Source organism: Nocardioides alpinus, assembly GCF_900112035.1.
Classification (GTDB): domain Bacteria; phylum Actinomycetota; class Actinomycetes; order Propionibacteriales; family Nocardioidaceae; genus Nocardioides; species Nocardioides alpinus.
Map to the genome: position 1 here is coordinate 121,208 of NZ_FOKC01000006.1, position 21,416 is coordinate 142,623.

Annotated in this window: 18 protein-coding genes; 7 read left to right on the forward strand and 11 right to left on the reverse strand. The window is 70.6% G+C overall.

Annotated features, from left to right (window positions below; translation table 11 throughout):
* Positions 1 to 169 precede the first annotated feature (169 nt).
* From tkt to BM127_RS13720, 7 genes are all read left to right on the forward strand, one after another.
* Positions 170 to 2,284 carry a transketolase gene (tkt, locus tag BM127_RS13690; protein WP_091199363.1) on the forward strand — a complete coding sequence of 705 codons (2,115 nt, stop codon included), beginning with the start codon at positions 170 to 172 and terminating at the stop codon, positions 2,282 to 2,284.
* A 42-nt stretch (positions 2,285 to 2,326) separates the two neighbouring features.
* Complete coding sequence (gene tal / locus BM127_RS13695) at positions 2,327 to 3,442, forward strand: transaldolase (RefSeq protein ID WP_091199364.1); 1,116 nt, start codon at positions 2,327 to 2,329, stop codon at positions 3,440 to 3,442.
* The gene (gene pgi / locus BM127_RS13700) at positions 3,439 to 5,109 is read left to right on the forward strand and encodes a glucose-6-phosphate isomerase (protein ID WP_091199365.1); all 1,671 of its coding nucleotides are present in this window, start codon (positions 3,439 to 3,441) and stop codon (positions 5,107 to 5,109) included. Before tal ends, pgi begins: the two co-directional genes overlap by 4 nt.
* The gene (gene zwf, locus BM127_RS13705; protein WP_091199366.1) at positions 5,109 to 6,635 is read left to right on the forward strand and encodes a glucose-6-phosphate dehydrogenase; all 1,527 of its coding nucleotides are present in this window, start codon (positions 5,109 to 5,111) and stop codon (positions 6,633 to 6,635) included. Before pgi ends, zwf begins: the two co-directional genes overlap by 1 nt.
* A 73-nt stretch (positions 6,636 to 6,708) precedes the next feature.
* A complete protein-coding gene (locus BM127_RS13710; RefSeq protein WP_091199367.1) occupies positions 6,709 to 7,620 on the forward strand; it encodes a glucose-6-phosphate dehydrogenase assembly protein OpcA in 912 nt (303 codons plus the stop codon).
* Positions 7,617 to 8,360, forward strand: coding sequence for a 6-phosphogluconolactonase (gene pgl, locus BM127_RS13715; RefSeq protein ID WP_091199368.1), 744 nt, complete (start codon positions 7,617 to 7,619; stop codon positions 8,358 to 8,360). Before BM127_RS13710 ends, pgl begins: the two co-directional genes overlap by 4 nt.
* A gap of 201 nt (positions 8,361 to 8,561) precedes the next feature.
* Positions 8,562 to 9,527: a hypothetical protein gene (locus tag BM127_RS13720; protein WP_091199369.1), complete on the forward strand. Its 966-nt coding sequence runs from the start codon at positions 8,562 to 8,564 to the stop codon at positions 9,525 to 9,527.
* A gap of 182 nt (positions 9,528 to 9,709) precedes the next feature.
* Here the strand turns inward: BM127_RS13720 and BM127_RS13725 are convergent, their stop codons facing one another.
* The 11 genes from BM127_RS13725 to BM127_RS13775 all read right to left on the reverse strand — a co-directional run bounded on the left by BM127_RS13725 (position 9,710) and on the right by BM127_RS13775 (position 21,398).
* The gene (locus tag BM127_RS13725; protein ID WP_091199476.1) at positions 9,710 to 10,069 is read right to left on the reverse strand and encodes an RNA polymerase-binding protein RbpA; all 360 of its coding nucleotides are present in this window, start codon (positions 10,067 to 10,069) and stop codon (positions 9,710 to 9,712) included.
* Between the two features lie 33 nt (positions 10,070 to 10,102).
* Positions 10,103 to 10,336 (reverse strand): preprotein translocase subunit SecG, encoded by a 234-nt coding sequence (secG, locus tag BM127_RS13730; RefSeq protein ID WP_091199370.1) that lies wholly within the window; start codon positions 10,334 to 10,336, stop codon positions 10,103 to 10,105.
* Positions 10,337 to 10,379: 43 nt separating this feature from the next.
* Entirely contained in the window at positions 10,380 to 11,183 is an 804-nt protein-coding gene (gene tpiA / locus BM127_RS13735; RefSeq protein ID WP_091199371.1) for a triose-phosphate isomerase, read from the reverse strand.
* Between the two features lie 3 nt (positions 11,184 to 11,186).
* Positions 11,187 to 12,401 carry a phosphoglycerate kinase gene (locus BM127_RS13740; protein ID WP_091199372.1) on the reverse strand — a complete coding sequence of 405 codons (1,215 nt, stop codon included), beginning with the start codon at positions 12,399 to 12,401 and terminating at the stop codon, positions 11,187 to 11,189.
* A 5-nt stretch (positions 12,402 to 12,406) separates the two neighbouring features.
* On the reverse strand, positions 12,407 to 13,402 hold the full coding sequence (gene gap, locus BM127_RS13745) for a type I glyceraldehyde-3-phosphate dehydrogenase (protein ID WP_091199373.1): 996 nt from the start codon (positions 13,400 to 13,402) through the stop codon (positions 12,407 to 12,409).
* Between the two features lie 287 nt (positions 13,403 to 13,689).
* Positions 13,690 to 14,676 (reverse strand): DNA-binding protein WhiA, encoded by a 987-nt coding sequence (gene whiA / locus BM127_RS13750; protein WP_091199374.1) that lies wholly within the window; start codon positions 14,674 to 14,676, stop codon positions 13,690 to 13,692.
* A 110-nt stretch (positions 14,677 to 14,786) separates the two neighbouring features.
* Complete coding sequence (locus BM127_RS13755) at positions 14,787 to 15,767, reverse strand: gluconeogenesis factor YvcK family protein (RefSeq protein ID WP_091199375.1); 981 nt, start codon at positions 15,765 to 15,767, stop codon at positions 14,787 to 14,789.
* A 1-nt stretch (position 15,768) separates the two neighbouring features.
* Positions 15,769 to 16,638, reverse strand: a complete 870-nt coding sequence (gene rapZ, locus BM127_RS13760; RefSeq protein ID WP_091199376.1) for an RNase adapter RapZ — start codon at positions 16,636 to 16,638, stop codon at positions 15,769 to 15,771.
* Entirely contained in the window at positions 16,639 to 18,633 is a 1,995-nt protein-coding gene (gene uvrC / locus BM127_RS13765; protein WP_091199377.1) for an excinuclease ABC subunit UvrC, read from the reverse strand.
* Positions 18,634 to 18,696: 63 nt separating this feature from the next.
* On the reverse strand, positions 18,697 to 20,859 hold the full coding sequence (locus BM127_RS13770) for a metallopeptidase domain-containing protein (RefSeq protein WP_091199378.1): 2,163 nt from the start codon (positions 20,857 to 20,859) through the stop codon (positions 18,697 to 18,699).
* Between the two features lie 74 nt (positions 20,860 to 20,933).
* The gene (locus BM127_RS13775; protein ID WP_091199379.1) at positions 20,934 to 21,398 is read right to left on the reverse strand and encodes a Rieske (2Fe-2S) protein; all 465 of its coding nucleotides are present in this window, start codon (positions 21,396 to 21,398) and stop codon (positions 20,934 to 20,936) included.
* Between the last annotated feature and the right edge of the window lie 18 nt (positions 21,399 to 21,416).

Below are 21,416 nucleotides of genomic sequence, written 5' to 3' on the forward strand. Positions count from 1 at the left end.
GGGAACCGAAGGATGAACAGCCTTCAAATGCGGCGTCCGGAGGGACCCTCGGGTGGGGTCGAGTCTACTCGGCCACGGCGATAGGCTCGCAGTCGAGGCCACCCGATCCGCATGTGATCCCGGCTGCACCCTGCCTGTTCAAGGTTTGCACTCCACGAGAGGAACTGCGTTGACCGAGAAGTCCGCACTGCCCGCCACCCTTGAGTGGGACGACGTCGACCAGCGTGCCGTGGACACGGCCCGGGTCCTCGCGATGGACGCTGTGCAGAAGGTCGGCAACGGCCACCCCGGCACCGCCATGAGCCTCGCACCCGTGGCGTACCTGCTGTTCCAGAAGGTGATGCGGCACGACCCCGCCGACCCGGAGTGGCTGGCCCGCGACCGCTTCGTGCTGTCGTGCGGTCACTCCAGCATCACGCTCTACAACCAGCTCTTCCTCGGTGGATGGGGCCTCGAGCTCGACGACATCAAGGCCCTGCGCACTTGGGGCTCCAAGACTCCCGGCCACCCCGAGCTCGGCCACACGGCCGGCGTCGAGGTGACGACCGGACCGCTCGGACAGGGTGTCGGCAACGCTGTCGGCATGGCCCTGTCGGGTCGCCGCGTGCACGGCATGCTGGATCCCGACACCACGCCGGGCGAGGGGCTCTTCGACCACCAGGTCTACGCCATCGCCTCCGACGGCGACCTCGAGGAGGGCGTCAGCTCCGAAGCGAGCTCCATCGCCGGCACGCAGAAGCTAGGCAACCTCACCCTCATCTACGACCGCAACCAGATCTCGATCGAGGGCGACACGGACATCGCGTTCACCGAGGACGTCGCTGCGCGCTACGTCGCCTACGGCTGGCACGTGCAGACCGTCGACTGGACCAACGGAGGCACGGAGTACGTCGAGGACGTGGCCGCCCTCTACAAGGCGGTGCGCAAGGCGCACTCGGTCACCGACCAGCCCTCGCTGATCGTGCTCGACACCGTCATCGCCTGGCCCGCCCCCAGCGCCCAGGGCACCGAGGCCGCCCACGGCAGCGCGCTCGGCGACGACGAGGTCGCCGCCACCAAGACGGTGCTCGGCTTCGACCCCGACCAGACCTTCGAGGTCCCGCCGGGCGTGCTCGACCACACCCGCCAGCTGCGTGAGCGCGGCGCAGCGTGGAAGGCGGAGTGGGACGAGAAGTTCGCCGCGTGGTCCTCGGCCCACCCCGAGTCGGCCGAGCTGCTGCACCGGCTCGAGCACCGTGAGATGCCCGCCGACCTGGGCGATGCACTGCCCACGTTCCCCGCCGACGAGAAGGGCGTCGCCACCCGGTCCGCCTCCGGCAAGGTGATCAACGCCCTGGCTCCTGTGCTTCCCGAGCTCTGGGGCGGCTCGGCCGACCTGGCCGGCTCCAACAACACCACCATCACGAGTGCCCCGTCGGTCGGTCCCGTCGTCGCCGAGGTGGGCGAGTGGAGCACCGACCCCCACGCCGGCCGGGTCCTCCACTTCGGCATCCGCGAGCACGGCATGGGCGCGATCATGAACGGCATCGCGGCCGACCGGCTCACCCGAGTGTTCGGCGGCACCTTCCTCACCTTCTCCGACTACATGCGGGGATCCGTGCGGGTGGCGGCGCTGAGCAGGCTGCCGGTCACCTACGTCTGGACCCACGACTCCATCGGCCTCGGCGAGGACGGCCCGACCCACCAGCCGATCGAGCACCTCGCGGCCCTGCGCGCCATGCCCGGCCTCGACGTCGTACGACCGGCGGACGCCAACGAGACGGTCGCCGCCTGGCAGACCATCCTGGGGCACACCGACCGGCCGGCCGCACTCGCGCTGACCCGGCAGAACGTGCCGGTCTTCCCGCGTGGCGAGGACGGCTTCGCGTCGACGGAGGGCGTCGCCCGCGGCGGCTACGTCCTGATCGACGCCGAGAAGGCGACGCCCGACGTGATCCTCATCGGCACCGGGTCGGAGGTCCAGCTCGCGGTCCAGGCGCGCACGCTCCTCGCCGCGGACGGCGTCGACGCGCGCGTCGTCTCGCTGCCGTGCCTGGAGTGGTTCGAGGAGCAGGACGAGTCCTACCGCGACACCGTGCTCCCGCCGACCGTCAAGGCCCGCGTCTCCGTCGAGGCCGGTGTCAAGCAGGGCTGGCGCGAGCTCGTCGGCGACAACGGCCGGATCATCTCCATCGACCACTACGGCGCATCGGCCGACTACGCCCGGATCTACACCGAGTTCGGCATCACCGCCCAGGCGGTCGCCGACGCGGCGCGCGACAGCATCGCCGTCGTCAACGCCTGACCCGCCACAGACCACTCCCGACGCACGACCACGGAGGCTTCCATGAACGACCGTCTCAAGGCCCTGGCTGACGCCGGGGTGTCCATCTGGCTCGACGACCTGTCGCGCGAGCGCCTGGAGACCGGCAACCTCGCCGACCTCGTGAAGACCAGCAACGTGGTCGGCGTGACCACCAACCCGGCCATCTTCCAGGCCGCGCTGGCCAAGGGCGAGCGCTACGACGCCCAGGTCCGCGAGCTCGCGGCCGCGGGTGCCGATGTCGACAAGGCCACGCAGGCCATCACGACCGACGACGTGCGGGAGGCGTGCCAGGTGATGCGCCCGGTCTTCGACGCCACCGACGGCGTCGACGGTCGCGTCTCGATCGAGGTCTCGCCCGGCTTCGCGCACAACACCGAGTCGACGGTGAGCGAGGCGGCCGAGCTGTGGAAGATCGTGGGCGAGCCCAACGTGCTCATCAAGATCCCCGGGACCCCGGAGGGCTGGCCGGCCATCACCGAGACGATCGGCGCCGGCATCTCTGTCAACGTCACGCTGATCTTCGGCCTCGACCAGTACCGCAACGTCATGGAGGCCTACGTCTCCGGCCTCGAGAAGGCCCTCGACAACGGGCACGACCTGGCCGACATCCACTCGGTCGCGTCCTTCTTCGTCTCGCGTGTCGACTCCGAGATCGACAAGCGGCTCGAGGCCACCACCGAGGGTCCCGGCACCGACCCCGCGCTCCGGGGCAAGGCCGGGGTCGCCAACGCGCGCCTGGCCTTCCAGATGTTCGAGGAGTTCTTCAGCGGTCCCCGCTGGGAGAAGCTCGAGGCCGAGGGCGCCCGCAAGCAGCGCCCCCTGTGGGCCTCGACCGGGGTCAAGAACCCCGACTACGACGACACGATGTACGTCGTCGACCTCGTCGTGGAGGACACCGTCAACACCATGCCGGAGAAGACGCTCGAGGCCGTCGCCGACCACGGCGAGGTGCGGGGCGACCGGATCCGGCCCTTCTACGACGACGCCGCCGCCCACATGCAGGCGCTGGCCGACGCCGGGATCGACTACGAAGACGTGATCGACGTGCTGATCAAGGAGGGCGTCGACAAGTTCGTCGTCGCCTGGGACGAGCTGCAGACCACGCTGGCGGCGTCGCTCGAGGCCGCACGGGCATGAGCGGGAGCGGGCCGGTGGACCCCACCAGCACCGGGGCGTGGGCCCAGCTGGCCCGCCTCGCCGACGGCTACGACCTGGACCTGCGCCGGCACCTCGCCGACGACCCGGACTGGGTGCCGCACCAGACCCTGCGGGCGGGTGACCTGTTCGTCGACCTGTCCAAGAACCTCTTCGACGACGGCGTCGACGCCACGCTGCTGCGCCTCGCCGACGAGGTGGGCGTGGCCGAGCGCCGCGACGCCATGTTCGCCGGCGAGCACATCAACGTCACCGAGGACCGCGCGGTGCTCCACACCGCGCTGCGCCTCCCGGCCGACGCGTCACTGACGGTGGACGGCCAGGACGCGGTGGCCGACGTGCACGAGGTGCTGGGCCGGGCGTACGCCTTCGCCGAGCGCGTGCGGTCGGGTGAGTGGACCGGCGTGACGGGTCGGCGCATCGAGACGGTCGTCAACATCGGCATCGGCGGCTCCGACCTGGGCCCGGTGATGGCCTACGAGGCGCTCGAGCCCTACCGCCAGGACGGGCTCTCCTGCCGGTTCATCAGCAACATCGACCCGACCGACGCCGGCCAGAAGCTGACCGGGCTCGACCCCGAGACCACGCTCTTCATCGTCTCCAGCAAGACCTTCGGGACCCTCGAGACGCTGACCAACGCCCGGCTCTGCAAGGCCTGGCTGCTCGAGCACCTGCCCGCCGGTAGCGACCCGGCTGATGCGGTCGCGCAGCACTTCGTGGCGGTCTCCACGGCACTCGACAAGGTCGCCGACTTCGGCATCGACACCGACAACGCCTTCGGCTTCTGGGACTGGGTCGGCGGTCGCTACTCGATGGACTCCGCGATCGGCCTGTCGCTCGTCATCGCCATCGGCCCCGACCACTTCGCGGACCTCCTGGCGGGCTTCCACACCATGGATGAGCACTTCCGCACGGCTCCTCCCGCGGCCAACGTGCCGCTGCGGATGGGCCTGCTCAACGTCTGGTACACCAACTTCCTCGGCGCCCACACCCACGCCGTGCTCCCCTATGCGCAGCTGCTGCACCGGTTCCCGGCCTACCTCCAGCAGCTCACCATGGAGTCCAACGGCAAGGGCGTGCGGTGGGACGGCGCGGCGGTCGGCTACGAGACCGGCGAGGTGTTCTGGGGCGAGCCGGGCACCAACGGCCAGCACGCGTTCTACCAGCTCATCCACCAGGGCACCCGGCTCGTGCCGGCCGACTTCATCGCCTTCGCGCGCCCGGCGTACGCCCTCGTCGACGACCACGACGGCGAGAGCGTTGACGTGCACGAGCTGCTGCTCGCCAACTTCTTCGCCCAGACGCAGGCGCTCGCCTTCGGCAAGACCGCCGACGAGGTGCGCGCCGAGGGGGTGCCCGAGGAGCTGGTGCCCGCGCGCACCTTCCCCGGCAACCGTCCGACCACCTCGATCATGGCGCCCGCGCTCACCCCCGCCGTACTGGGGCAGCTGGTCGCGCTCTACGAGCACATCACGTTCGTCCAGGGCGCGGTCTGGGGCATCGACAGCTTCGACCAGTGGGGCGTCGAGCTCGGCAAGCAGCTCGCGCAACAGCTGCGCCCGGCGGTGTCCGGCGACGCGGACGTGGCGTCGCAGCAGGACCGGTCCACGCAGTCCTTGATCGGCTACTACCAGGAGAACCGACACTGATGACCGCGACGAATCCGCTGCGCGACCCGCAGGACCGGCGGCTGCCGCGCATCGCCGGCCCGTGCGGGATGGTGCTCTTCGGCGTGACGGGCGACCTGTCGCGCAAGAAGATCATGCCGGCGATCTACGACCTCGCCAACCGTGGCCTGCTTCCGCCAGGCTTCAGCCTGGTGGGCTTCGCACGCCGCGACTGGGAGGACCAGGACTTCGCCCAGATCGTGCACGACGCGGTCAAGGAGCACGCGCGTACGCCGTTCCGCGAGGAGGTGTGGAAGCAGCTGGCCGAGGGCTTCCGCTTCGTGCCCGGCAACTTCGACGACGACCAGGCCTTCGAGCAGCTCCGCCGCACCGTCGAGGAGCTCGACCAGCTGCGCGGCACCGGCGGCAACATGGCCTTCTACCTCGCGATCCCGCCGGGGTTCTTCGGCACCGTCGTGGGCCAGCTCAAGGAGCACGGGCTCGCCGACCTCGAGGGCGACGACCAGTGGCGCCGCGTGGTCGTGGAGAAGCCGTTCGGCCACGACCTCGAGTCCGCGCGCGAGCTCAACGACATCCTGGCCGGCGTCTTCCCGTCGGGCTCGATCTTCCGGATCGACCACTACCTCGGCAAGGAGACGGTCCAGAACATCCTGGCGATGCGTTTCGCCAACAACATGTTCGAGCCGATCTGGAACTCCAACTACGTCGACCACGTGCAGATCACCATGGCCGAGGACATCGGCATCGGCGGCCGGGCCGGCTACTACGACGGCATCGGCGCCGCGCGCGACGTCATCCAGAACCACCTCCTCCAGCTGATGGCCCTGGTCGCCATGGAGGAGCCGATCGCCTTCGACGCCGAGAGCCTGCGGCACGAGAAGCAGAAGGTGCTGGCCTCCGCGCAGCTGCCGCCGCGACTCGACCTGACCACCGCGCGCGGGCAGTACGACGCGGGCTGGGCCGGCGGTGAGAAGGTCATCGGCTTCCTCGAGGAGGAGGGCATCAAGAAGACCTCCACCACCGAGACGTTCGCCGCGATCACCGTGCACGTCGACACCCGCCGCTGGGCAGGGGTGCCGTTCTACCTGCGCACCGGCAAGCGCCTCGGGCGTCGCGTCACCGAGGTGGCGGTCGTCTTCAAGCGGGCGCCGCACCTGCCGTTCTCGCAGACCGCGACCGAGGATCTCTCGCAGAACGCGCTCGTGATCCGCGTACAACCCGACGAGGGCATGACGATGCGCTTCGGCGCCAAGGTCCCGGGCACCGCGATGGAGATCCGCGACGTCAACATGGACTTCGCCTACGGCGGCTCGTTCACCGAGGCCAGCGCCGAGGCCTACGAACGCCTCATCCTCGACGTCCTGCTCGGCGACCCGCCGCTGTTCCCGCGGCACGAGGAGGTGGAGCTCTCGTGGAAGATCCTCGACCCCGTGATCGCGCACTGGGCCAAGAAGGGCAAGCCGGACCACTACGACTCCGGCACCTGGGGGCCGCCGTCCGCCGACGCGATGATGGCCCGCGACGGACGAGTCTGGAGGAGGCCCTGATGACCTCACCCCACGAAGCCGCGCGTTCCTCCCGCTCCGCTCCGTCCACCCACGCCTTCGAGGGGACCCCGAGATGATCGAGCTCACCGACACCAACGCGGCCAAGATCGCCGCGGAGTTCGTACGCTCCCGCACCCGGGCCGGCAGCCCGGCCATGGGCATGGTGATGACGTTGATCATCGTCGCGCCCGAGGAGGACGCGGCGGAGGCGATGCTCGCGGCCAAGCGGGCCTCGCGCGAGCACCCTTCGCGCGTCCTGGGGGTCATCCTCGGGGACGCCCGCGGCTCGGGCCACGTCAACGCCCAGGTCGGCAGCGGCGACGGCTGGGGCGGCGAGACAGCGCTCATCCGGCTCAAGGGCGAGGTGGTCAAGCACGCCGAGTCCGTCGTGCTGCCCCTGCTGCTGCCCGACTCCCCCGTCGCCATCTGGTGGCCTACCGCCGCACCCGCCGACATCGCCGCCGACCCGCTCGGCGCCCTGGCCCAGCGGCGGATCACCGACTCGGCGTCGGTCTCGCGCGGGAAGTCCACCGCGATGCTCCACCAGTGCCGCGCCTACGCACCCGGCAACACCGACCTCAGCTGGACCCGGCTCACCCCGTGGCGGGCGCTGCTGGCAGCGTCGCTCGACCAGCACCCGTTGAAGGTCACGAGCGCCAAGGTCACCGGCGAACGGATCAGCCCTAGCGCCGACCTGCTGGTGGCCTGGCTCTGCGACCGGCTCAAGGTCGAGGTCTCCCGCGGCACCTCCGACGGCCCGGGCATCACCGAGGTGAGCATGGAGACCAAGCAGGGTCCGATCCGCATCGCACGTGCCGACGGGGCGCTCGCCACCTTCACCTCCCCCCACCGGCCCGACCGACCGGTGGCGCTCAAGCGCCGCGAGGTCCCGGCCCTGCTCTCCGAGGAGCTGCGCCGCCTCGACGAGGACGATGTGTACGCCGCCACCGCGGCGCGGCTCGTCAAGCTGGCGGGTGGCAAGTGAGCGCGGCACCGGAGGTGCGCTCCTCGGCCTCACGGTCCGCGCTCGCGACCGCTGTCGCCGTCGCGCTGCTGGACCGGCTCGCGGACGCGCAGTCCCGCGGCGAGGTGCCGCAGGTCGGCCTCACCGGCGGGACCATCGCCGACGAGCTGCACCGCGAGCTCGCCCGCCTCTCCCCCGAGTCGCCCGTCGACTGGTCACGGGTCGTGCTCTGGTGGGGCGACGAACGTTGGGCGCCGGCCGGCGACGCCTACCGCAACGAGGTGCAGGCACACGAGGCCTTCATCTCGGAGGTCGGGGTCGACCCGGCCAACGTCCACGTGGTGCCTGCGAGCGACGCGGGGCTGTCCCTCGCCGAGGCCGCGCTTGCCTACTCCGAGACGATGCGCGAGCACGGGGCCGGGTCCTTCGAGGTGCTGATGCTCGGCATCGGCCCGGACGGCCATGTCGCCTCGCTCTTCCCCGGACACCCGGCCGCCCAGGTCCGCGACGCGATCGCCGTACCCGTCGAGGACTCGCCCAAGCCTCCGCCCGAACGCGTCTCCCTCACCTTCGAGGCGATGGAGCACAGCCGCGCGGTCTGGTTCGTCGCCGCCGGCGCCGACAAGGCCGAGGCCGTGGCTCGCGCCCTGTCCGGCCCCGCCGAGATCGGCTCCCCGGAGGCAGTCGAGTGCCCCGCCCGCGTGCCCCGCGGGACGGTCGAGACGATCTTCTGGCTCGACCCCGACACCACCCCGAGCTGACGCTTGCGTGCACGCAGCAACTGCCGACCTGACGCTTGCGCGCACGCAGCAGGTGCCGACCTGACGCTTGCTCGCACGCAGCAGGTGCCGACCTGACGCTTGTGCGCACGCAGCACGTGCCGACCTGACGCTTGCTCGCACGATATCCACAGGTAAGAAGCGCCCGGTTCGATCTCGCGGCCTTGCGGGAACCGTCTGGGGATGGACCTCACCCCGTGGCTGCATCTCCCGTTCCTCGACGACACCTTCCCGCTGCCGACTGGCACACCCTTCACCGCGCGGACTGCCGCGGAGAACGGTGTCGGGCCGCGTGACCTGGCCGCTCTGGTCGGAGCCGGCCTGCTGCGCCACCCGATCCGGAACTGCTACGTGCCCGCGCAGCTGCCTGACGACATCGCCACCCGGTGCGAGTGCCTACGCCTCGTGGTCCCGCCCGATGCGATCGTGGTCGATCGTCACGCGGGATGGCTGTGGGGAGCGAGCATGCTCCTGCTTCCCAACGAGCACCTCAACGTCATGCCGGTGACGATGGACCTCCCGCTGGGTCGCGGCCGGCTCCGCAACAAGCTGGTCGACGGTGGCCAGCGCGAGCTGCTTCCCCGCGACGTCACGGAGCTGCACGGGTTGAGGCTGACGACGCCCCTCAGAACCGCGCTCGACCTCGGTCGACAGCGGTGGCCGGAGCCGGCGATCACAGCACTCGACGCCCTGCACGGCTTGGACGCGTTCTCGCTCGGTGAGCTGCTCATTGAGATCGACCGCTTCAAGGGCATGCGGTGGGTGACCACGCTCCGACTCGTCGCTCCTCACACAGACGGACGTTCGCAGTCGGGCGGGGAGAGCGTGATTCGTTGGCGTTGGATCCAGCTGCCGGTCCCGCCGCCCGAGCCGCAGGTCGAGGTTCGGTCCGGACCTCGACTGGCCTTGATCGACGTCGGAGCCGCCGGAATCCGCGCAGGGGTGGAGTTCGACGGCGAGGAGTGGCACGACAACGACGTTGCCCGCGAGCACGACGCGGCACGACGATCGTGGCTGGACCGCGACGAGGACTGGGTCATCGAGCCGCTGGTCTCGGTCGATGTCTATGGTCACCATCAACGGGTCGAGGAAGCCATCTTCGCCGTCGTCGCCGAGGCCGTGCGACGTACGCGACGCCGCCCTGCGTGACCACAAGCGTCAGCTCGGCGCGCCCGCCGCGCACTCAAGCGTCAGCTCGACGCGCCCGCCGCGCACACAAGCGCCAGCTCGGCGCGCCCGCCGCGCACACAAGCGTCAGCTCGGCGCGCCCGCCGCGCACACAGGCGCCAGCTCGGCGCCTTGTGCGTGCACACAAGCGACAGGTCAGCGGGTCAGAAGATGATCTCGCCGGCCTTGCGGCGGCTGCGCAGCTGGGCGACGGCCTCGTCGAGGATGTCGGCGGCCTCGGTCTCGCTACGTCGTTCCTTCACGTAGGCGAGGTGCGTCTTGTAGGGCTCGATCTTCGGCGCCGGGGGCGGGTTCTCGCTGTCGAGGCTCGCCGGCAGGCCACACTTGGGGCAGTCCCACGAATCGGGCGCGGCGGCCTCGATCGCGAAGGTGACCACCGAGCGGTGGTCGTGACTGCAGAAGTACGTCACTGTCTGCCGAGGCGCAGCCTCGCCGCGCTCGGCCTCGCCCATGGGGCCAGCCCCGACCCGACTTCCTCGGATCGCGTTTCCACCACCAGCCACGAGCACTACTCCTTGTTCGGGGGACTCAGGTTGTTACTGGTAGGCCTTCAGAAGGCCCAGTGCCACGATGCAGGCAAACCAGATGACGCCGACACCGACCGTGAACCGGTCGAGGTTGCGCTCAGCCACCGACGATCCCCCCAAACTGCTGGACACACCTCCGCCGAACATGTCGGAGAGGCCACCGCCGCGTCCCTTGTGGAGCAGCACCAGCAGGATCATGATCGCGCTCGCAATGACGAGCAGGATGGTGAAGAGCAGAATCACGAGCGGAAGCCTACGTCACGACGGTGACGAACCGGTCGGCGGCTCACAGCACCGGCATGTCGTAGAACCGGCAGATGCCGCCGAACTCGTCGACCTGCAGGCTCGCGCCCCCGACGAGGCAGCCGTCGACGTCCGCCTTGTCCATGATCCCGCCGACGTTGGCGGCCTTCACGGACCCGCCGTAGAGGATCCGCAGGCCCTCGGCCGCCCCGTCACCGTGCACCTCGCGGATGCGCTCGCGGATGGCCGCGCACACCTCCTGGGCGTCGTCCGGGGTCGCGACCTCGCCGGTGCCGATGGCCCACACGGGCTCGTACGCGACCACGAGGCCGGCGACCTGCTCGGCCGTGAACCCGTCGAGCGACCCGTCGACCTGCGACAGCGTGAAGGGCACGTGCTCGCCCGCCTGGCGTACGTCGAGCCCCTCGCCGACGCAGACGATGGGGGTCATGCCGGCGCGCAGCGACACGTGCGCCTTGGCGTTGACCAGCTCGTCGCTCTCGTTGTGGAACATCCGGCGCTCGGAGTGCCCGACCACGACGTAGGAACAGCCGAGCTTGGCCAGCATCGCCGCCGAGATCTCGCCGGTGTAGGCACCGCTGTCGTGCACGGACACGTCCTGCGCGCCGTAGCCGATCGAGAGCCGGTCACCGTCGACCAGCGTCTGCACCGAACGGAGGTCGGTGAACGGCGGCACCACGACCACCTCGGCCTTGGCGTAGTCGTGGCGCTTGTCCGACAGCGTCCACGCGAGCTTCTGGACCAGCACCACCGCTTCCTGGTGGTTCAGGTTCATCTTCCAGTTGCCCGCCATCAGCGGGGTGCGGTCGTTCTTCGTGCGAGCCATGGCTCAGTCCCTCTCGAGTACGGCGATGCCCGGGAGCTCCTTGCCCTCCAGGAACTCCAGCGAGGCGCCACCGCCCGTGGAGATGTGACCGAACGCGCCCTCGTCGAAGCCGAGCTGGCGCACGGCCGCGGCCGAGTCGCCGCCGCCGACGACGGAGAGCCCGTCGACCTCGGTCAGTGCCTGCGCGACGGCACGGGTGCCGTCGGCGAACGCGTCGACCTCGAAGACGCCCATCGGTCCGTTCCAGAACACGGTCCTGGCATCGGCCAGCGCCGCCGCGAACGCGGTGGCGGAGTCCGGGCCGATGTCGAGACCCAGCGCGTCGGCAGGGATCTCCGAGGCAGGTACGACGCTGGGCTGGGGCTCGCGGTCGCCCGACGGGAACGCCGTGTCGACCACGACGTCCGTCGGGAGCACGATCTCGACACCGCGGTCCGCCGCCTCGCTGAGGTAGCGGGTGCAGGTGTCGAGCTGGTCGGCCTCGAGCAGGCTCTTGCCCACCTCGTGGCCCTGGGCCTTGAGGAACGTGAAGACCATGCCGCCGCCGATGAGGATCTTGTCGGCCTTGTCGATCAGGTTGTCGATGACGCCGAGCTTGTCCGACACCTTCGAACCGCCGAGCACGACCACGTAGGGGCGCTCGGGGCTCTCGGTGAGACGACGCAGCACGTCGACCTCGGCCGCGACCAGGCCGCCCATCGCGGACGGCAGCCGCAGCGCGACGTCGTAGACGCTGGCCTGCTTGCGGTGGACGACGCCGAAGCCGTCGGAGACGAAGGCGTCGGCCAGCTGCGCCAGCTGGTCGGCGAATCCGCCACGGACGGCGTCGTCCTTGCTGGTCTCTCCGTCGTTGAAGCGGACGTTCTCCAGCACGGCGATCTCGCCGTCCTGGAGGGCGGCTACCGTCTCCGAGGCGCTGGCGCCGACGGTGTCGGTCGCGAACGCCACGGGCCGACCGAGCAGCTCGGACAGACGGGCGGCCACCGGTCCCAGGGAGAACTTCGGGTCCGGTGAGCCGTCCGGGCGGCCCAGGTGGGCGGTGACGACCACCCGGGCACCCGCGTCGGAGAGCTGCTGGATGGTCGGCACGCTCGCGCGGATCCGGCCGTCGTCGGTGATCGTGGTGCCGTCGAGGGGCACGTTGAGGTCCGAGCGGACCAGGACGCGCTTGCCCGTCAGGTCACCCAGCGACTCGATGCCTGCAGTGTGGGATGCCATCGACGTCAGAGCGTCTCGCCGACGTAACCGATCAGGTCGACGAGGCGGTTGGAGTAGCCCCACTCGTTGTCGTACCAGCCGACGACCTTGACCTGGTTGCCGATCACCTTGGTGAGCGGGGCGTCGAAGATGCACGACGCCGGGTCGGTGACGATGTCGGAGGACACGATCGGGTCGGTCGAGTACCTGAGGAAACGACCGTCGGCGGCCTTCTCGATGATCGCGTTGACCTCCTCGACGGTGGTCTCGCGACCGGCCTCGAAGGTGAGGTCGGTGGCAGAGCCGGTGGGCACGGGCACGCGGAGCGCGAAGCCGTCGAGCTTGCCCTTCAGCTCGGGCAGGACCAGGCCGATGGCCTTGGCCGCACCCGTCGACGTCGGGATGATGTTGAGCGCGGCGGCGCGGGCGCGACGCAAGTCCTTGTGGATGTTGTCCTGGAGGTTCTGGTCGGCGGTGTAGGCGTGGATAGTGGTCATCAGGCCCTTGACGATGCCGAGCTCGTCGTTGAGTGCCTTCGCCATCGGGCCGAGGCAGTTGGTGGTGCACGACGCGTTGGAGATCACGTGGTGCGACGCGGCGTCGTAGTCGGTGTGATTGACGCCCATCACGATCGTGATGTCCTCGTTGGAGGCGGGCGCGGAGATGATGACCTTCTTGGCGCCGGCGTCGATGTGGGCCTTGGCCTTGGTGGCGTCGGTGAAGAAGCCGGTCGACTCGACGACGACGTCGACGTCGAGCTCGGCCCAGCCGAGGTTGGCCGGGTCGCGCTCGGCGAACGCACGGATCGTCTGGTCGCCGACCTTGATCGAGGTCTCGTCGCTCGACACGTCGGCGTCGAGGCGGCCCAGGATCGAGTCGTACTTGAGCAGGTGCGCCAGGACGGCGTTGTCAGTCAGGTCGTTGATCCCGACGATCTCGATGTCGGCGCCCGAGGCGCGCACGGCGCGGAAGAAGTTGCGGCCGATGCGGCCGAAGCCGTTGATACCTACGCGGACAGTCATGGGTGCATGTCTCCTTGGTGTGGGGCCTTCGGTGACCCCGTCGACAACTCTGGCCTTCGGTGACCAGCATCGCCGACCCTATCGGGTGCGGACAGGGCCGAAGGGCCTGGTCGTTCGCGGTACGGACAGGTAACTTTGGATCGATCCAAGAGGCGTGGCGACCTGACGGGCCGGCCGCCGCTGTTCACTATGGTTTCGACACGCCTGACGCGACTTCGCAGGCTCAGTCGCGGGCTCGCTCAACCTGGTGAACCCACGCGCCGGCCTCGTCCCTCGGCCGCCGCTGTTCACTCATCCTCGGCGAGCATCTCCGGGGTCAGTGATGCCTCGGTGTCGGGGATGCCGAGGTCCTCGGCGCGCTTGTCGGCCATCGCGAGCAGCCGGCGGATCCGACCGGCGATCGCGTCCTTGGTGAGGACCGGGTCGTGCAGCTGGCCGAGCTCCTCGAGCGAGGCCTGCTTGTGCTCGAGCCGGAGGTGTCCGGCCTGGCGCAGGTGGTCGGGGATCTCCTCGCCGAGGATCTCCAGGGCGCGGTCGACCCGGGCCCCCGCAGCCACGGCCGCGCGGGCCGAGCGTCGCAGGTTGGCATCGTCGAAGTTGGCCAGCCGGTTGGCGGTGGCCCGCACCTCGCGGCGCATCCGACGCTCCTCCCAGGCCATCAGCGACTCGTGGGCGCCGAGACGGGTGAGCAGCGCACCGATGGCGTCGCCGTCGCGGATCACGACCCGGTCGACCCCGCGCACCTCGCGCGCCTTGGCGGAGATGCCGAGCCGGCGGGCCACGCCCACGATCGCGAGGGCGGCCTCGGGACCGGGGCAGGTGATCTCCAGCGAGGAGGAGCGACCGGGCTCGGTCAGCGAGCCGTGAGCCAGGAAGGCACCGCGCCACGCGGCCACGGCGTCACAGCCGCCTCCGCTGACGACGGCGGGCGGCAGGCCGCGTACGGGGCGCCCGCGCTGGTCGAGCAGGCCGGTCTGGCGCGCCAGCGCCTCACCGTCCTTGGTCACGCGCACGATGTAGCGGCTGCCCTTGCGGATGCCGTTGCCCTGCACCATCACCACGTCGGAGGGATGCCCGTAGACCTCGGAGATGTCCTTGCGCAGCCGTCGCGCGGCCGCACCCGTGTCGAGCTCGGCCTCGACCACGATCTTGCCGCTCACGATGTGGAGCCCGCCTGCGAAGCGGAGCATCGAGGCCACCTCGGCCTTGCGGCAGCAGGTCTTGGTGATCTGGGTGGAGGCGAGCTCGGCCTTCACCTGTGCCGTCATTGCCATGGGCGGAATCCTGCCATGCTGGTCAACTACCGAAATCGGCACTCCCTCGAATCGAGGCGGGGCTGGTCAACTACCGAAACCGGCCCTCCCCGCGATCGACTGAGGGCTGGTCAACGACCCTCGACCGCTTCCTCGACGATCCGCGCGAAGGCGGCCGCGAGACGGTCGGGATCGTGGCGCGGCTCACCGGGCACGGCGATGTCCTCCACGACCAGGCGCGCCCCCCGATCGGCCACGGACTTCTCGAGGCGGTCGCGGTCATCGGCCAGGGACGAGGCGTCGACGAGCACGGCGTGGACGGTCAGGTCCGGCGCGTGCTCGAACAGCGCGGCGAGGTGGTCGGCAGGCCCGAAGCCGGTGGTCTCCCCCAGCTGCGCCTCCAGGTTGAGCACCACGACCAGCCGGCCCCGGGTCTCGGCCAGCGCCGTCCGCAGCCCGGGAACCATGAGGTGCGGGATGACGGAGGTGAACCACGACCCGGGCCCCAGCACGACCCATTCGGCGGTGCGGATCGCCTCGACGGCCTCGTCGCAGGCCTGCGGGTCCTCGGGCACGAGAGCGACGGACTCGATCTGCCCGACGGTGGTCGCGACCTCGACCTGGCCGCGTACGACGCTCACGCCGTCCGGGTCCGCAGGATCGGCCCCCCGCACCCGCGCGGTGATGTCCATGGGCGTGGTGGCCATCGGCAGCACCCGCCCGTGGGCGCCGAGCAGGCGTCCCACCCAGTCGAGCGCGCGGACGGGGTCGCCCATGAGCTCCCAGAGCGACACGATCAGCAGGTTGCCGACGACGTGGCCCTGCATCTCACCGTGCCCGGCGAAGCGGTGCTGGACGACGTCGGCCCACGTGCGGCCCCACTCGTCGTCGCCGCAGAGGGCGGCGAGCGCCATCCGCAGGTCGCCGGGAGGAAGTACGCCGAACTCGCCGCGCAGCCGGCCGGAGGACCCGCCGTTGTCGGCGACCGTCACGACCGCGGTCAGGTCGTCGATGGTGAGGTCGTCCTTGAGGCGGCGCAACGCCGACAGCGTGGCGGCGAGCCCGTGCCCGCCGCCGAGGGCGACGGCGGCCTGCGCGGTGTCGCGGGCCACGTCACTCCCTGCCGAGGTCGCGGTGGGCGGTGCTCACGTCGTAGCCCGCCTCACGCAGCCGGCCCGCGATCGCCTCGGTCATCGCGACGCTGCGGTGCTTGCCCCCGGTGCAGCCGACCGCCACCTGCATGAAGCGCTTGCCCTCGCCGAGGTAGCCCTGCGCCACGGTCTCCAGCACGGGCAGGTACTGCTCGAGGAGCGTGCCCGCACCCGGCTGGGAGAGGACGTAGGCGGCGACGTCGGGATCGCGGCCGTTCTGCGGACGCAGCTCGGGGATCCAGTGCGGGTTGGGCAGGAACCGCATGTCGGCGACCCAGTCGGCGTCCACCGGGATGCCGTACTTGAAGCCGAAGCTGATCACCGTCACCTGCAGGCGCGTGGTGGCGGCCGTGCCGAACAGCTCGGCGATCCGGTCCTGGAGCTGGTGGACGTTGAAGTTGGACGTGTCGAGGAGGACGTCGGAGTCGCCGCGGATGTCGGCCATCACGTCGCGCTCGCGCTGCAGGCCGTGGAGCAGCCGCCCGCTCCCCTGCAGCGGGTGCGGTCGCCGGGCCGCCTCCTGACGGCGTACGAGGACGTCGTCGGTGGCCTCGAGGAAGAGCAGCGTCGTGGGTCGACCGGTGACCTGCTGGTGACGGTTGGCCTGCAGGGTGTCGAAGAACGACCCGGACCGGACGTCGACCACGACGGCGATCGGCTGCTGGATGCCCCGGCTGTCGTCGACGAGGCGTACGACGTCGCGCACCAGCGTGGGCGGGAGGTTGTCGACCACGAAGAAGCCGAGGTCCTCGAGCTCCTTGGCCGCCGTGCTCCGACCGGCGCCGGTCATGCCGGTGACGATGACCAGCTCGCCGGGTGTGGGCTCAGACATTCAGTCCTCCTCGATGAGCTCGCCGGTGGCCGTGTTGACCGCCGGGGACGTGGCGTGAGTCTTGCGGGTCGCGTCGGCCTTCGCGACCGCGTCCTTGATGGCGGTGGCGGTCCGGGGGCCGATCCCGGGCACCAGCGCGATGGCGTCGGCATCGGCCTCACGGAGCTTCTTGAGCGACCCGAAGTGCTTGAGCAGCGTCTTGCGCCGCACCTCGCCGAGACCAGGCACGTCGTCGAGCATGCTCTCGACCATCGACTTGGAACGCCGGCTGCGGTGATGGTTGATCGCGAACCGGTGGGCCTCGTCGCGGATCCGCTGGAGGAGGTAGAGGCCCTCGCTGGTGCGGGCCATGATCACCGGGTCCTCCTCCCCCGGCAGCCACACCTCCTCGAGCCGCTTGGCCAGGCCGCACACCGGGATGTCGGTGACCCCGAGCTCGGCGAGCGCCTCCTGGGCCGCGGCCACCTGGGGCGGTCCGCCGTCGACGACGACCAGGCCCGGTGCGTAGGCGAACTTCCTCGGCCGTCCTGTCTCGGGGTCGACCAGCATCGGACCGGAGTCGGTCGACACGGTCTCGCTCCGCGCCTGCTCGTCGAGCAGCCGCTTGAAGCGCCTGGTGATCACCTCGTGCATCGACGCGACGTCGTTCTGCCCGTCGACGCCGCGGATCACGAAGCGGCGGTACTCGGACTTGCGGGACAGGCCGTCCTCGAAGACGACCATCGAGGCGACCACCTCGGTGCCCTGGAGGTTGGACACGTCGTAGCACTCGATGCGCAGCGGCACCTCGTCGAGCGCGAGCGCCTTCTGGATCTCCTCGAGCGCCCGGTTGCGGGTGGTCAGGTCGCTGGCGCGCTTGGTCTTGTGGAGCATGAGCGCCTGCGAGGCGTTGTTGGCGACGGTCTGCTGCAGGTCGCGCTTGTCGCCGCGCTGCGGCACCCGGATGGAGACCTTGCTGCCGCGTCGCTCGCCCAGGAGCACCTCGAGCACGTCGGCGTCGGGCGGCAGCGCCGGCACCAGCACCTCGCGCGGGATGGTCTCTCCCCCGTCGTCGACGCCGACGCCGCCGTAGAGCTGGAGCAGGAAGTCCTGCACGAGCTCGGGGGTGCCGCCCTCGTCGGTGCGGTCGGCCACCCACCCGCGCTGGCCGCGGATCCGGCCGCCGCGGACGTAGAAGATCTGGACGGCGACCTCGAGCGGGTCCTCGGCGAGGGCGATCACGTCGGCGTCGGTGCCGTCGCCCAGCACCACCGCCTGCTTCTCCAGCGCCTTCGTCAGCGCGCCGAGGTCGTCACGCAACCGGGCGGCCTTCTCGAAGTCGAGCGCCTCGGAGGCGGCGTACATCTGGCGCTCGATGCGCTTGGTGAACGCGGTGGTGTTGCCGCCCATGAAGTCGCAGAAGTCGTCGACGATCTCGCGGTGCTCGTCGGGCGAGACGTTGCCGACGCAGGGCGCCGCGCACTTGTCGATGTAGCCCAGCAGGCACGGCCGCCCGATCTGCGCCGAGCGCTTGAAGACGCCGTTGCTGCACGAGCGCATCGGGAAGACCCGCAGCAGCAGGTCGACGGTCTCGCGGATCGCCCACGCGTGGCTGTAGGGGCCGAAGTATCGGGTGCCCTTGCGCTTGGCGCCGCGCCCGACCATCACCCGCGGGAACTCGTCGCCGACGGTGACCGCGAGCCAGGGGTAGGACTTGTCGTCGCGGTACTTGACGTTGAAGCGCGGGTCGAACTCCTTGATCCAGCTGTACTCCAGCTGCAGCGCCTCGACCTCGGTGTCGACGACGGTCCACTCGACGCTCGCGCCGGTCGTGACCATGCTCGCCGTGCGCGGGTGGAGGTTGCCGATGTCCTGGAAGTAGGACGACAGGCGCGGGCGCAGGCTCTTGGCCTTGCCGACATAGATGACGCGACCCTTGGCGTCGCGGAACCGGTAGACCCCCGGCTTGGTCGGGATCGACCCCTGAGCGGGTCGATAGGAGCTCGGCGTGGCCACCCGCCAACCCTACGGGCGGCCCCCGACAGCGGGGACCGCCCGGTCAGTGATGACGCGGTGCGTTCAGCGCACCTTCTCGGAGCGCGACTTCGCGCTCGCGGACCTGAACCCCTTCTTCCGGCCGGTCACCTTCACCGCAATCCTCTTGCCCTTCATCGCACGCGAGATCCGCAGCTTCTTGCCGGTCGCGCCGCGGATGGCCTTCTTGCCGGCGAACCACTGGTAGCGGAACTTCGTGCCACGGGTCCAGCCCAACGTTTGCGCCACCACGCGCTTGCCGACCCTGGCCTTGCCGCCGATCTTCGGTCGCGGGCTCATCAGCTTGCCGGTGCGGACCCTGCGGGTGGTGTCGGACCTCGCGAAGTCGGAGGTGACGAAGCCCCCGGCACGCGGGAACTCCGAGACCTGGATCCGCTTGCCGCGGTCCTTCACGGTGAGCCGGTAGGTGCTCGACGTCGCGCCCTTGATGGCCCTGCCGTTGCGGGTCCACCTGTAGACCGGCGCGAAGTCGGCCGGCCGCTCGCCGTAGTAGTTGACCCAGTCGAGGCCGAGCGCGGTGAGCTTGACGCCCACCCGCGCCTTCCCGGAGATCTCGGGATAGCGACGCGTGCCGTTGGCGTACCACTCCGCCCGTCCGATCGTCTGCGCCGCCGTCGTCCGGGACACCGGGTTGTGGCCGGGTGCGTACGCCGTCACGACGACGGCGAGCTGCCCGCCGGCCATGCCTGCGGTGGGACGGATGGTGTCGTCCTCGGCGCCGGGGATCGGCTGGCCGTTGAACGTCCACTGGTAGCGGTAGCCCGCGGGCGCGGGCGCGAAGCCGGAGGCGGACGCGGTGACGTCGCGGAGCGCCGTCGGAGCGGACATGTACGCCGTACCGCCGGCGACCGTGTTGGCCGTGGGCACGCGGGTGACTGCCACACCGGCACCGTTGCCGGTGACCGTCAACGTGCCGCTCGAGTTGGACCACACCTCGCCCGACTGCAGCGCTCCGTCGTTGCCGGCAGCAGGCAGGAGGTAGGCACCGCTCGCCTCGTTCTCGCGCTCCACCGTGATGCCGGGCCGGTAGGTCTGGCCGTAGTAGGCGGGGGCTCCGGCGCTGTAGAAGGTCCCTGCCTCACCGGCCCGGTAGTCGACGAAGTGGCGACGCCCGTTGTCCGGGTCGATGAAGACGACGCTGCGCAGCCCGCTGGCCGACGCACGCGGAGCCAGGGTCCAGGCGCCGCCCGCGGTGCCGTCGACGACCTCGCCGGCAGCGATGACGCCCTGCTCCCAGCGGTAGACCGTGCCGAGCACGGGGCTCACCTTGTCGTCAGGTCCGGCGCCCATCACCTCGTAGTTGTCGCCGTACTCGTCATTGATGCTGCTCGCGTGCTGGAGCCCGAGGTTGTGGCCGAGCTCGTGGTCGATCGTGGGCTGCGGCTGCTGCCGCGCGTCGATGATCACCGGGCCGCCGCTGGCGAAGGACGATCCGACACGGGCCCGCCCAGTGGCCTCCGTGCCGCCGCAGTTCTCCGGGACGACGACGATGAGGTGGTTCGGCGACGCGCCCGAGAAGTCGACGCCGGGGAACGCCTGGCCGCCCACGCTCGCGGTGATGGCCGCGAAGTCCGCACCGCCGCCACCCAGGCCGCAGGTGGTGGGCGACCCGGCGGTCGAGGCGACGGCCGCGACGCCGGTGGCCCGCGTCCACGCGGGGATCTGCCCACCGGACTCACGGACCCAGTAGGCCTGGGAGGCGTCGATGTTGGCGAGGATCTGCGCGTCGGTCAGGCCGATCGGACCGAAGTTGGTCACCCTGGCGACGTACGTCGTGTGGTGGGTCGGGCCGGGTGACGGCGCCGGCTCGGCCACGCGGGCGCTGACCACCTCGAGCCGTGCACCGGAGACGGCCACCCGCCGCAGGGTGCTGGCTCGCGACGATCCGGCCAACGTGCGACCGCTGCCCGCACCGGGCACGGCGACCTTCCCGGTGAAGCGTGACAGCGGCTCGGCCGTGAAGCCCTCCGCCAGCTCGAGCGTGCGGCCGGACGGCAGGAGCAGCGAGTAGCGGTCGGCCTCGCCGTCCTCCCCCGCCAGCACCTGGACCGTGCCGGTGACGTCGAGCGTGTCGCTCGCCGACCGGGCCGGTGCAACGGCGCTGCCCTGCGTCGGTGCCAGCAGGGCGGCCGTGAGGCCGATTGCCGTGGCGAGCGTGACGCGTGCTCGTAGTGCCCGAAAAGACATGTGGTGCTCCCCCTGCGCATGCCCCCTGTCAGGGCAACTCGGGAGCATTGTGTCCCACGCCGGGCGTCCTCGAGCTACGCGAGGGAGATCGCGTCCCCGTCCACCGCGATCTCGACGGCCGCGAGGGGGCTGGATGCCGGTCCCGACAGCGGTGATCCGTCCTCGAGCGAGAACGTGCTGCCGTGGCAGGGGCACGGGATGTCGCCGTCGGAGCTGGACTCGACGACGCAGCCCTGGTGCGTGCAGACCGCGGTGAAGGCCTTGAAGTCGCCCTCGGTCGGCTGGGTCACCACGATCTTGGAGGCGGCCACGACGAAGCAACCACCCACGGGTACGTCGGCGGCGCTGGCGAGTGCCTCTCCGCCGCCCGAGGCGGCACCGTCCTCGCTCGGCGAGGCGGACCCCTCCTCGGGGCTGGTCGAGGTGGCCGGGTCGGTGGCCGTGGTGTCCGAGTCGCCACCGCAGGCGGCGAGCAGGGGCACGCCGACGGCGACGGCCGCAGTTCCGGACAGGGCACGACGTCTGTTGATGGCGGTCATGCTCCGGGAGCCTAACCA